At 68.7% G+C, this 11,783-nt stretch carries 13 protein-coding genes; 3 read left to right on the forward strand and 10 right to left on the reverse strand.

Annotated features, from left to right (window positions below):
* A partial coding sequence (locus BYZ73_RS23650) for an enolase C-terminal domain-like protein (RefSeq protein ID WP_281269457.1) occupies positions 1-706 on the reverse strand: 706 nt, incomplete at its 3' end.
* Between BYZ73_RS23650 and BYZ73_RS23655 the strand changes: the two genes are divergently transcribed.
* Positions 605-835, forward strand: coding sequence for a hypothetical protein (locus tag BYZ73_RS23655; protein WP_245943007.1), 231 nt, complete (start codon positions 605-607; stop codon positions 833-835). The genes BYZ73_RS23650 and BYZ73_RS23655 overlap by 102 nt on opposite strands.
* A 159-nt stretch (positions 836-994) precedes the next feature.
* Here the strand turns inward: BYZ73_RS23655 and BYZ73_RS23660 are convergent, their stop codons facing one another.
* The 8 genes from BYZ73_RS23660 to BYZ73_RS00040 form a co-directional block, all read right to left on the reverse strand.
* On the reverse strand, positions 995-1,168 hold the full coding sequence (locus BYZ73_RS23660) for a hypothetical protein (RefSeq protein WP_245895472.1): 174 nt from the start codon (positions 1,166-1,168) through the stop codon (positions 995-997).
* Positions 1,165-2,070, reverse strand: coding sequence for a DMT family transporter (locus BYZ73_RS00010; RefSeq protein ID WP_112314411.1), 906 nt, complete (start codon positions 2,068-2,070; stop codon positions 1,165-1,167). The genes BYZ73_RS23660 and BYZ73_RS00010 overlap by 4 nt, the downstream gene beginning before the upstream one ends.
* 6 nt (positions 2,071-2,076) lie before the next feature.
* A complete protein-coding gene (locus BYZ73_RS00015) occupies positions 2,077-2,799 on the reverse strand; it encodes an SDR family oxidoreductase (protein WP_108023194.1) in 723 nt (240 codons plus the stop codon).
* The gene (locus tag BYZ73_RS00020; protein ID WP_112314412.1) at positions 2,796-3,689 is read right to left on the reverse strand and encodes an NAD(P)-dependent oxidoreductase; all 894 of its coding nucleotides are present in this window, start codon (positions 3,687-3,689) and stop codon (positions 2,796-2,798) included. The genes BYZ73_RS00015 and BYZ73_RS00020 overlap by 4 nt, the downstream gene beginning before the upstream one ends.
* 24 nt (positions 3,690-3,713) lie before the next feature.
* Positions 3,714-5,204, reverse strand: a complete 1,491-nt coding sequence (locus BYZ73_RS00025) for a UxaA family hydrolase (protein ID WP_112314413.1) — start codon at positions 5,202-5,204, stop codon at positions 3,714-3,716.
* Positions 5,205-5,247: 43 nt separating this feature from the next.
* Positions 5,248-6,876, reverse strand: coding sequence for a TRAP transporter large permease (locus BYZ73_RS00030; protein WP_220086773.1), 1,629 nt, complete (start codon positions 6,874-6,876; stop codon positions 5,248-5,250).
* A 1-nt stretch (position 6,877) separates the two neighbouring features.
* Positions 6,878-7,687 (reverse strand): TRAP transporter small permease subunit, encoded by an 810-nt coding sequence (locus BYZ73_RS00035; RefSeq protein ID WP_245943008.1) that lies wholly within the window; start codon positions 7,685-7,687, stop codon positions 6,878-6,880.
* A gap of 65 nt (positions 7,688-7,752) precedes the next feature.
* Entirely contained in the window at positions 7,753-8,769 is a 1,017-nt protein-coding gene (locus BYZ73_RS00040; protein ID WP_112314414.1) for a TRAP transporter substrate-binding protein, read from the reverse strand.
* Positions 8,770-9,072: 303 nt separating this feature from the next.
* On the opposite strand from BYZ73_RS00040, the gene BYZ73_RS00045 reads away from it, so the two are divergent.
* Both BYZ73_RS00045 and BYZ73_RS00050 read left to right on the forward strand, forming a co-directional pair.
* On the forward strand, positions 9,073-9,756 hold the full coding sequence (locus BYZ73_RS00045; RefSeq protein ID WP_112314415.1) for a GntR family transcriptional regulator: 684 nt from the start codon (positions 9,073-9,075) through the stop codon (positions 9,754-9,756).
* 41 nt (positions 9,757-9,797) lie between these two features.
* Complete coding sequence (locus tag BYZ73_RS00050) at positions 9,798-10,643, forward strand: fumarylacetoacetate hydrolase family protein (RefSeq protein ID WP_112314416.1); 846 nt, start codon at positions 9,798-9,800, stop codon at positions 10,641-10,643.
* Between the two features lie 181 nt (positions 10,644-10,824).
* Here BYZ73_RS00050 and BYZ73_RS00055 read toward each other — a convergent pair whose 3' ends face one another.
* The gene (locus tag BYZ73_RS00055; protein WP_181497918.1) at positions 10,825-11,745 is read right to left on the reverse strand and encodes a 2-dehydro-3-deoxygalactonokinase; all 921 of its coding nucleotides are present in this window, start codon (positions 11,743-11,745) and stop codon (positions 10,825-10,827) included.
* Between the last annotated feature and the right edge of the window lie 38 nt (positions 11,746-11,783).

The raw sequence follows: 11,783 nt of genomic DNA on the forward strand, positions 1-11,783 counted from the left end.
CGGGCCGACCCGCCGGGGGCTTTGCCCCCGGACCCCCAGGGTATTTCTGCCAAGAAGAAGGCTTGGCCCAGGTCGCGCGGGGCCCAGGCGGGCAGCGCATCGCGGTCGATCTCGATCCCGAGACCGGGGCCGGTGGGATGGCGACGCGGCCCGCCTCGAGCCGGACAGGCGTCTTCACGATCTCGGCGAGGAACGGATTTCCGGTGCGGTCGAGGTCGGGCAAGGGATCGTTCGGCGCATGGCGCCGGGGCACCGGTGGCAGCAGCGCCAGCATTTGCCGCGAAGCGTCCAGGTGGACGCCGGGTCCCCAGACATGGGCGACGACGCGGATGCCTTCGGTTTCGGCGCAGGCCGCGATCTTGCGCATTTCGGTCAGCCCGCCGCAGCCGGTCACGTCGGGTTGCAGGATGTCGATGGCACCGGCGCGGATCGCCTGCGGATGGGCGTGACGGGTGTGCCAGGTCTCGCCGCCCGCGACCGGGATCGGCTGGCCGCGCCGGACCTCGGCATAGGCGCCGAGATGTTCGGGCAGGACCGGTTCCTCGAACCAGGCGATGTCGTATCGGGCGGCGGCGCGCCCGAGCCGGATCGCTTCGATCGCGTCATGGCCGTGATTGGTGTCGATCATCAGCGGGCGCGTTCCGAGGATCTGGCGCGCGGTGCGGATCGCGTCGAGATCGGCGTCATGGCCGAAGACGGTCTTGATCGTGGCGGCAGTGAAGCCCTCGGCCCGTGCGCGGTGGAGGTCTGCGCCAGGCGCGTCGATCCGGTCGCAGAGGCCGGGACGGAGGTCCGGTGGGCGCCGCCCGCCAGCGCGTGGACCGGCACCCCGTAATGCCGCCCGGCAATGTCCCCGAGCGCGATGTCGAGGGCCGATTGCGCGGTGACGCTCGGCCGCGCTGGCCCTGGTCGCGGAACTGGGTCGCGAGCCGCGTCCAGAGCGGCTCGATCGCCAGGGGGGCGCGGCCGCTCAGCCAGGGCGCCATCTCGGCGATCACGGCGGCATCGGTGCGGGCGGGGCCGAGCGCCTCGCCCCAGCCGGGGGGCCGTCCTCGCAGACGATCTCGACGAGGCAGGCCCAGCGGTCGCGGAAGGTCGAGAAGGCGCTTTCGAAGCCGGAATCGAGCCTCTGGTGCAGAAGATGCGGGCGGATCTCGGCGATCTTCACGGTCCCGATCGCTTCGCACCGCGCAGCTGCGCCCGTTCGCGGCGCCAGATGTAAAGTCCCGAGGCGATGATGATGGCGCCGCCGCAAAGCGTCCAGACCGTGGGCCAGGTGTCGAAGACGAGGATGCCCGCCAGCGCCGCGAGGAAAACCTGAAGATAGACGACAGGCGCCAGCAGCGAGGCATCGGCCAGCCGGTGGGCCTCGGTCGCGGCGATATGGCCGGCGGCGCCGAAGGCCCCGATCAGCAGGAAGACCGTCCAGTCGGTGCCGCCCTCGGGCCAGACCCAGCCGCCCGGAACGAAGGGCAGGATCGCCAGGGCCGCAAGCCCCGCCGACCAGATCTGCTGGGTCGAGATCGCCTCGATCCCGGCCAGTATCCGGGTCAGCACGAAGTAAAGCGAGGCCAGGGTCAGGGCGCCGAGGCTGAAGAGCATCGCCGGGTGGAAGGCCGCGCCCCAGGGCTGCATCACCACCGCGACGCCCAGAAAGCCCGTGCAGACCGCCGCGATCCGGCGCAGCCCGACCCGTTCGCCCAGCATCGGGATCGCCAGCAGCGTCACCGCGATGGGGCCCGCGAACATGATCGTGGTCGTCACCGTGATCGGCAGGTATTTCAGCGCCGCGAAATTGCAGACCGTGCTGCCCAGCAGGAAGACCGACCGCAGCACCTGACGCACCGGGCTGTTCGAGCGCAGCGCCGCCAGCCCCTCGCGCGGCAGGAAGACCACCAGCGCCAGCAGGAAATGGATCAGATAGCGCGCGAAGACCACCTGCAGCGCGGGCAGCCCGGCGAGGATCAGCCATTTCGCCGAGCTGTCGATGCAGGTGAAGAAGGCGACCGCCAGTGCCATGGCCAGCACCCCGGTCAGCCTGCGATCCTCGCGCGGACGTCCGATCCCCATCGGGGCTCAGCCCACCGCCCAGCCGCCGTCGATCACATGGGTCTGGCCGGTGGTGAAGGCGCTTTCGTCCGACGCGAGATAGACCGCGAGATGGGCGATTTCGGCCGGGGTGCCGATCCGGCCCATCGGCTGGCGGGCGACGAAGGCGCGGTGGGCGGCCTCGTAATCGCCCATGGCGCGCAGCCGGTCATGCAGCGAGGGGCTGTCGACCGTGCCCGGGCAGATCGCGTTCACCCGGATGCCGCGCGTGACATAGTCGAGCGCGACCGATTTCGTCATGCCGATCACCGCCGCCTTGGTCGCGCCGTAGACAAAGCGGTTGGGGGCCGCGACCAGCGACGAGACGACCGAGGCGATATTGACGATCGAGCCATGACCGCGCTTGAGCATGCCCGGCAGTGCGGCCTGCATCGCATGGAACTGCGCGCGGACATTCAGCGCGACGGCGAAGTCGAACTCGTCGTCGGTGGCCTCGAGTAGCGTGCCCGCATGCACGATGCCCGCGCAATTGACCAGCACCTCGGGATCGGCCGCGCGGATCGCCTCGGTCAGGGCCGCCTTGTCGGTCACGTCCAGCCCGAAGGTTTCGGCCGTGAGCCCCGTCAGCAGCGTCGGGTCGAGATCGGTCGCGACCACGATTGCGCCTTCCGCCGCGAAGGCCTCGGCGATGGCCCGGCCGATGCCCTGACCCGCGGCTGTCACGAAGGCGCGTTTTCCGTCCAGTCTCATGTCTGTCCCTTTTTTGAATGGGTTGCGATCCAGTCGGTCATCTGCGGCACCATCAGATCGCCCGCGCCCCCGTCGCGGGCGGCACGCAGGGTGGCATCGGTCGCGCCCGAGATCGGGCTTTCGCGTCCGAGATCCTCGGTCATGCGCCGGTAATAACCCACATCCTTGGCGGCATTCGCGACCGAGAAGGCCAGGTCGATCCGGCCCTCGACCGCATAGGCGCGGATGAAGTCCATCATCCCCGATTTCAGCGGCCCGGCCGACATCACCGAATAAAGCGCCTCGCGCTCGATCCCGGCGGCATCGGCCATGGCGAAGGCCTCGGACATGGCGCAGGCGGTGGTCATGGCGAAGAAGTTGTTGATCAGCTTGATCGTGTGCCCGTTGCCGAGCTTGCCCAGATGAAAGACGTTCTCGCCGAGGATGTCGAGTACCGGCCTGACCCGGTCATAGGCGGCGCGCTCGCCCGCGCACATGATGTTCAGCAGCCCCTCGCGGGCCTGGGCGGGGGTGCGCCCCAGCGGCGCATCCAGATAGACCGCGGCCTTTTCGGCCAGATCGGCGCCGATCTTCAGCGTCGAGGCGGGCAACGAGGTGCCGAAGTCGATCACCACCTGGCCCTCGCGCGCGCCTGCAAGGATGCCGTCGGGGCCGTAGATCCGGGCCTCGACCTGATCCGAGGTCCCCATGCACAGCATCACGATGTCGCTTTCCTCGGCCAGCGCCCGGCCCGAGGCGGCCTCGGTCGCGCCTTGCGCCAGCGCCTCGTCGATCCCCGAGCGGTCGCGATGGCCCAGCACCGTCAGTTCCATCCCGTTCTTCTGCAGGCATTCGACCATGGCCCGGCCCATGAGGCCGAGCCCGACGAAGCCGATCCTCGGATCATCCATATCCCTCTCCCGTTCCGGTCCCGTTCACATCACCGCGCCGATCTGCCAGGGCACGAATTCATGATCTCCGAGCCCCTGCGCCTCGGATTTCGTTCTCTCGCCGCTCGCGACGCGAAGCCACAGATCGTAGATCTCGCGCCCGACCTCCTCGACGCTGGCCGCGCCCTCAAGGATGCGGCCCGCATTCACGTCCATGTCCTCGGTCATCCGGGTGAACATCGCGCTGTTGGTGGCGATCTTGACGGTCGGGGCGGGTTTCGAGCCGAAGGCCGAGCCGCGACCGGTGGTGAAGGCGACCAGCGTGCAGCCCGAGGCGATCTGGCCTGTCACCGAGGCCGGGTCATAGCCGGGGCTGTCCATGAAGACGAAGCCCGTCTCGGCGATGGGCTCGGCATAGCGCAGCACGGCGGTCAGGGGCGTCGTGCCGCCCTTGGCGGCCGCGCCCAGCGATTTTTCAAGGATGGTGGTCAGCCCGCCGCGCTTGTTGCCGGGGCTCGGGTTGTTGTCCATCGAGCCGCGGTTGCGCGCGGTATAGTCCTCCCACCAGCGGATCAGGCCGATCAGCTTTTCGCCGGTGGCGCGGTCCTTGGCGCGGGCGGCCAGCAGATGTTCGGCGCCGTAGATTTCAGGCGTTTCCGCCAGAACGCCGGTGCCGCCCTGGGCGACCAGCAGGTCGCAGGCATGGCCCAAGGCCGGGTTCGCGGTGATCCCCGACCAGGCATCCGAGCCGCCGCATTGCAGCGCGACGGTCAGATCCGAGGCCGGGCAGGGCGTCCGGCGGGCGGCATCGACCAGCGGCAGCATCGCCTCGATCCGCGCGATGCCCTCCTCGACGGTGCGGCGCAGCCCGCCGGTGTCCTGGATCGTCATGTGCTGGAACAAGGGCCCCGGGGTCAGGCCGAAAGCCTGGATCAGCCAGTCGATCTGCATCGTCTCGCAGCCCAGCCCGGCCATCAGCACGCCGCCCACATTGGGGTTGCGGGCATAGCCCCAGATCACCCGTTGCAGCGCCTCGAAGCCCTCGCCCGATCCGGCCATTCCGCAGCCGGTGCCATGCACGAAGGCCGCGACCCCGTCGACATTCGGGTAGGGCGCCAGCCGGTCTGGGGTGAAATGCGCGGCGATCCGGTGCGCGGCGGTGGCCGAGCAGTTGACCGAGGTCAGCACCGCGATGAAGTTCCGCGTGCCGACCCGGCCGGTCGGGCGGCGATAGCCCAGGAAGCGGTCCGCCGCCGGTGCGGGCGGGGCCGGGCGCAGGTTGGTGGCGAAGGCATAGTCGGCCCCGACCGCGCGGAAGGCCAGATTGTGGGTGTGGACATGGGCGCCGGGCGCGATGTCTTCGGCGGCATAGCCGATGACCTGGGCGTATTTCAGGACCGGCGCGCCCGTGGCGATCGCCTCGGTCGCCATCTTGTGGCCCATCGGGATCGGCTGGACCGCGCCCGCCTGGCCAGGGGCCAGCGCCGTGGCGGCGGTGACCACATTGTCGGCCTCGGACAGTCTGACGGTCTTCATGGCGTCTCCTCCGGGCCGGTCCCGCAGATGTGCGGCGCCCCCCTCACAGGAACAGCGTCACGATGGGCGGCCAGATCAGCAGGACCGACAAAGCGAGGATCTGCAAGCCGATGAAGGGCAGGAAGCCGCTGAAGATGTCGGTCAGCGAAATCTCGGGCGGGGCCACCGATTTCAGATAGAAGGCGGCGGGGCCGAAGGGCGGCGAGAGAAAGCTCACCTGCATGTTCATGCAGAAGACGACGCCGAACCAGATCGCCACATGCCGGGGGTCGAGCTGGCCAAGCACGCCGATCTCGGCCGGGGGCAGCTTCAGCACGATGGGCAGGAAGACCGGCATGATCAGCAGCACGATGCCGACCCAGTCCATGAACATGCCCATGACGAGGAAGATCAGCATCATGACGAGGATGATGCCCATGGTCGGCATGTCCGCCCCGACGATCAGGTTCGCGACATAGTTCGGCCCGCCCGCCAGCGTATAGGCCGCGGCCAGCGCGGCCGCGCCGATGGTCACCCAGATGATGGTGCCGGTCGAGCGCAGCGTGCGCATCAGGCTGTCCCAGACGATCTCGAAGGTCATCTCGCGCCGGATCAGCCCGATCGCGAAGACCGCGACGACGCCCATGCCCGCGGCCTCGGTGATGCCGGTGATGCCGCCATAGATCGAGCCCAGAACCACCCCGATCACCACTGTCGGCGCGACCAGTCCCTTGCCCATCTGCCAGCCCGCGCGGGTCCGCTCTGGCCCGACGGCCAGAAGGATCGCGGCCAGCGCCAGCGCCAGCGCGCCCACCAGCCAGGGAATGTCCGACACCATGCCAAGGAAAATGGGCGCGACACCCTCTTGCACGCGATTGGCGCCGGTCGCCGTCAGGAAGGCCACCCGCACCAGCAGCGCGCCCGCGATCCACAGCGTCATGCGGGCAAGGAAGCCCAGAAACATCAGCGCCTTCTCGCGCCCGGCCGGGTCGCCCGGATCGGCCGGTGGCAGGGGGGCGAGGCCGGGGTTCAGCCGCGTCCGCACCAGAATGTAGATCAGGAAGAACGAGGCCAGCATGAAGCCCGGCAGGAAGGACGCGGTGAACAGCGCCTTGATCGAGGTCTCGGTCACGAGCCCGTAGAAGATCAGCACGATCGAGGGCGGGATCATGGTGCCCAGCGAGCCCGAGGCGCAGATCGTGCCGATGGCGAGGTTCCGGTCATAGCCCAGCCGCAGCATCTGCGGGAGTGCGATCAGGCCCAGCAGCACGACCTCGCCGCCGATGATCCCCGACATGGCCGCCATGATCACCGCCATGATCGAGGTCACGACCGCGATGCCGCCCCGGGTCCGCGACAGCCACATGTTCAGCGAGGAATACATGTCGCGCGCGATGCCGGAGCGTTCCAGCAGCGCCGCCATGAAGATGAAAAGCGGGATCGAGATCAGCACGTAATTCGTCATCTGCCGATAGATCGCCTGGCCAAGCACCGCGAAGGGGCCGCGCCCGAAATCGCGAAACAGCAGATCGGGGCCGAATTTCATCACCAGCGTCGCGACCGCCAGAAAGGCCGAGGCAAAGCCCAGCGGCATTCCAATGGCCAGCAGAGCGAACATCCCCAGAAGCAGGATCAGGCTGATCGTGCCGATATCCGAGACCTTCATCCAGCCGAAGTCGAGGATCAGCTCCATTTCAGTCCTCCAGCGTCCGGCGGATATTGGCGATTTCGGTCTCGTCGATATCGTCGAGCGCGGAATGGTATTCGGGCGGGCGGTTCCAGTCGGCGATCAGGTTTGACAACGCCTGCAGCGCGACCAGCCCGATGACGATCAGGATGGCGGGCTTGATGGTGGCCGGAAGCGGCGGGTCCCAGGCGGTGCCGAAGGTCTCCATCCGGGCGAATTTGGTGACCGCCTCGCCATAGCCGCCCCAGAGAAGGCAGAGGAAGAAGCCCCAGATCAGCCCGACCGAGACCACGTCGGCCGCCTTCTGCAACGGCCGGGGCAGCAGGTCGTAGATCACATAGATGCGGATATGGCTGCGCTGCTGCATGGCATAGAGCCCGGCCAGCAGGAAGATGAACCCGGCGATCCACAGCGACAGTTCATTGGCCCAGAGCGTTGGTTTTTCAAAGACATAGCGCGCAACGACCTCGTAGATCATCACCACGACGACGCAGACGATGCCGATCATCGCCAGCCGGGACATCACGAGCGCCACGATGTCCATCGGCCCGGTCGGCGGGCGTTCGATGGCGCCTTTCCGGTCCGACAGGTGCAGTGCCGCGAACAGCATCGCGGCCGCGAGGCTGCCCAGCATCAGCGGCACCTCGGGCCGACCCTCGGGGCGCAGCATCTCGAACATGCCGACCGGTTCGGCGCGCCAGACCTGGCCCGCGATCAGCCAGAGCGCCATCGCGGCGGCAGCCGCGCCCGAGACGATCATCGCTCCTTTCACCGCCGGGCCAAAAGGCCCCAGCCAGACGCCGTCCTTTTCCTGCATGCCGTTCCGTCTCCCTCCGGATCGGCGCGCCCCGGCCATGGCCCGGGGCGCGCGGAATGGCGGACCTAGTCGGCGATCAGGCCAAGCTGGGTCAGATAGGCCTTGTGGCTGTCGACCAGCGCCTTGGCCTCGGGCGATTTGTCGGCCCAGACGTCCCAGGCGGCCTGAGCTGCCTTGCGGAAGGTGGCGCGGTCCTCGGCCGACCAGTCATGCAGCGTCACGCCCTTTTCGGTCAGCCGCGCCGCGGCCTCGGCATTGGCCTTCTCGAAATACAGCGCAGACCGCAGCGCGAGCTTTTCCATCGCCACTTCGACGATGCGCCGCTGCTGCTCGGTCAGCCCGTCCCAGACTGCCTTGTTGCAGGCCAGATGGTCGGACGGCATCGAATGGAAGCCCGGATAGGTGGCGTGGTTCGCCAGATCGAACAGCCCGATCGACTCGTCGTTCGAAAGCCCCGAATAGTCGGTGCCCTCGATGATGCCGGTCTCCATCGCGGTGAAGACCTCGGTGAAGTCCATCACGATGGGCGAGGCGCCGAGATTGGCGAAGATCTCGGTTTCCATCCCCGGGGGCGAGCGGAACTTCCAGTCCTTCAGATCGTCCGGCCCGGCAATGGGCGTCGAGGAGACCAGCGATTCCTGGCCATAGACCCACCAGCCGATCAGCTGCATGCCGAATTCGTTGTAAAGCGTCTGTGCCTGTTCCAGCCCGCCGCCGTAATAAAGCCAGGACAGCTGCTGATAGGGCGTGTCATATCCGCCCATGATGTCGCCCACGAACTGGAATCCCGGGTTCTTGCCGGTCTGGTAGGCGCCGCCGGTCATGTCGCAGTCGAGAATGCCGTTGGCGGCGGCGTCGAAGGTCTCGACCGTCGCGACCACCGACGAGGCATAGAACATCTCGATGTCGATGGACCCGTCCGACATCGTCTCGACATCCTCGACGAACTGGGCGGCCAGTTTGCCCGAGGTCTGTTCGGGGTTGTAATGGGTCTGGATGCGCAGCGTCACGTCCTGGGCCGCCGCAGGCAGAGCCGCCCCGGCGGCAAGCGCCACCGCGGCCAGCATCGGTCTCGGATTCATGGTGTCTCCTCCCTGGATGGGGCTTCCCCCGGTTGGCGGGCCGTCTCTCCCCCGGCTCGCGATGGTGCCTTGTGAGGTGAGGCTAGCCGAAGCGCCACGGCCCGATCAACCATTTTGGTATACCAAATGTGCGAAAGGTGCTTCGGGCAAGGTCCGCAGCGGCCGGCAGGGGGGCAGGGGCGCGACACGGCGTCGGACCTGGTGGCCTCGACAAGTCCGGTTTCGTTGGTATACCAAATGGAAAGACAGGGGCCACGCGCCCGCTCCCGGCCGGGCGGCCGGGGCCGAAGGAGCAGTCGCGACATGGCGGAACAGACCCGCGCCGAGGACATCGCGAACCGGTTGCGCCGCAGCATCCTGCACGGGACGCTGCCCCCCGGCGCGCCGATCAAGGAGCGCGACACCGCCGCCGAGATGGGGGTCAGCCGCACGCCGATGCGCGAGGCGATCCGGATCATCGCCAATGAGGGTCTGGTTCTCTTGCGTCCGGCGCGAAGCCCCGTGGTGGCCAGCCCGACGCTGGCCGAGGTCCGGGACGCCATCGAGGTTCTGTCCGCGCTCGAGATGCTGTCGGTCCGGCTGGCCTGCGACCGGGCGACCGAGGCCGATCTGGACGAGATCCGGCGGCTGGAGCGCGAGCTTTCGGACAATTTCACGACGCTTGACGACATCGACCGGTTCGAGGTGGACATGGCCTTTCACCTGGCCATCGTGCGGGCCGCGCACAATCCGGCGCTGGCCGAGACGCACCAATCCTATCTGGGTCGGCTTTGGCGGGCCCGGTTCCTGTCGGCGCGCCGCAAAAGCTCGCGCGACAGCGTCGTCAGCCAGCACCGGGCCATCGTCGCGGGACTCGAGGCGCGCGACAGCGCGGCGGCTCAGGCCAGCCTGCAGGCGCATCTGGACCGGCTTCTGGCCAATGTGCGCGCCTTTTTCGAAACCGGGACCGAAACTGAAATCGGGCCAGCCCCCTCCGACGCGGACTGACGGCGGGCGGGTCCGGGGCAATCCACAACAGGGAGACGCGAATGAAACTCTTGCGCTATGGCGAGGCGGGGTCGGAAAAGACCGGGCTTCTGGATGCGGCGGGCCGGGTCCGGGACCTGTCGGCCCATGTGCCCGACCTGTCGGGGGCGGCGGTCGCCATCGCGGCGCTCGACCGGCTTCGGGGACTCGATCCCGAGACGCTGCCGCTGGTCGAGGTGCCGGGCCGCATTGGCGCCTGCCTGTCGCGGGTGCCGAACTTCTTCTGCGTCGGGCTCAACTACGCGCGCCACGCCGCCGAAACCGGGGCCGAGCCGCCGAAAGAGCCGATCCTGTTCTCGAAGGCCAGTTCGGCGCTGTCGGGGCCCTATGACCCGGTGGTGATCCCGCGCGACTCGGTCAAGAGCGACTGGGAGGTCGAGCTGGGCGTGGTGATCGGGCGCGACACGCTTTACGTGTCCGAGGCCGAGGCGCTGGACCATGTGGCGGGCTATTGCGTCATCAACGACGTGTCGGAACGCGCCTTCCAGATCGAGCGCGGCGGCCAGTGGGTCAAGGGCAAGTCGGCGCCGACCTTCGGCCCGACCGGCCCCTGGCTGGTCACCGCCGACGAGGTGGCCGACCCGCAGGCGCTGGGGCTGAGCCTCGCGCTGAACGGGCAGACCGTTCAGGACAGCCGCACCGACGACATGATCTTCTCGGTGGCCGAGATCGTGTCCTACATGAGCCGCTTCATGGCGCTGCAGCCCGGCGACATCATCGCGACCGGCACGCCGTCTGGCGTCGGCATGGGCATGAAGCCGCAACGCTTCCTGCGCCCCGGCGACGTGATGGAGCTGACGGTCGAGGGGCTCGGGACCCAGAGGCAGGACGTGGTGGCGGCGGACTGAGCGGCCCACACCCCGCCGGACGGGCGCTTCGGGCCGGGGCCGAGCCTCGGGCCGATGTCCGCCCGGACGACGGGGCCGAAGAGGGGGGCAAATACAGATCCGTGCGGCTCGGCGACGCCCCGGCGGACGGGGGAAACGCCCGCAGGCATGGCGGCCCCGTCGGGTGGTGCAGGCCTGGGCTTCAGGTATGCGCGGCCTCGCTCGGCTCCAGGCGGCCGGTCCGCTCATGGGCCGCGATCAGCCCCGCCAGGGTCAGCCGGTCGCCCGCCAGCGCCTCGACATCGGCGCCCTGGGACGCCAGCGCGCTGGCATAAAGCTCCGAGACCCGCTCGGTGCCCAGCACCGCGACCGGCCGGTTGTGCCACCAGGTGCGCATGGCGCCGATATCGCAGCCGACCATCAGCCCCGACAGTCGCGCCCGGGCAAGGCCCGGGGTCGGGTTGCTCAGCAGCGCCGAGGCTCGGATCCCGAAGATCGAACTGACGATGGTTTCGGGGTGGCGCGTGCTTTCGTCGACCGCGTTGCGGAAGGCGGCCTCGTCCCAGCTGTCGTCCATCATGTGGCGCAGGACCGATTGCCGGGCGATCAGCCCGTAGATCTCGCCGGTCATCATGGTGCGGAAGCCCTGCACGATGCCGTGGCGCAGCCGCACCCACTTGCCATGCAGGCCGGGCATGCACAGCACCCCGTCGAAGGACGCGCGATCCAGCAGGAAGCCCGCGATCCGGGTCTCCTCGCCGCGCATGACATCGGGCGGATCGATCTGGCCAAGCCCCGGCAGGATGCCGACCGAGATCCGCGAATCGAGGCTTGGGGCGGGCATCGGGGGCGCGGCATGCGGGGCGCAGGGCACCATCTCATGCGGCACCTCGACCCAGCCCTTGCGGGCGCCCGCCTGACCGCAGATCAGAACCGGCGTCACCTCGTCGGGCGGCAGCATCCCGCTTGCGAGGGTCAGCAGCGCGGATTCGAAGTCGCGTGGTCCAAGCCGCGAGACCCCTTGATCCGAGGCGCCTTCGGTCAGGACCTTGCGTCCCGCCATCGCCCAGATCCTCAGCGAGGACGGGCCCCAGGCGGCGGCGATCCAGCGCGGCGCGGTCATCTTGGCCCCGCCGGATGTCGCGCGCGGCGGGGCCGCTG

The sequence above is a fragment of the Rhodovulum viride genome (assembly GCF_003265965.1).
Taxonomy (GTDB): Bacteria; Pseudomonadota; Alphaproteobacteria; order Rhodobacterales; family Rhodobacteraceae; genus Rhodovulum; species Rhodovulum kholense.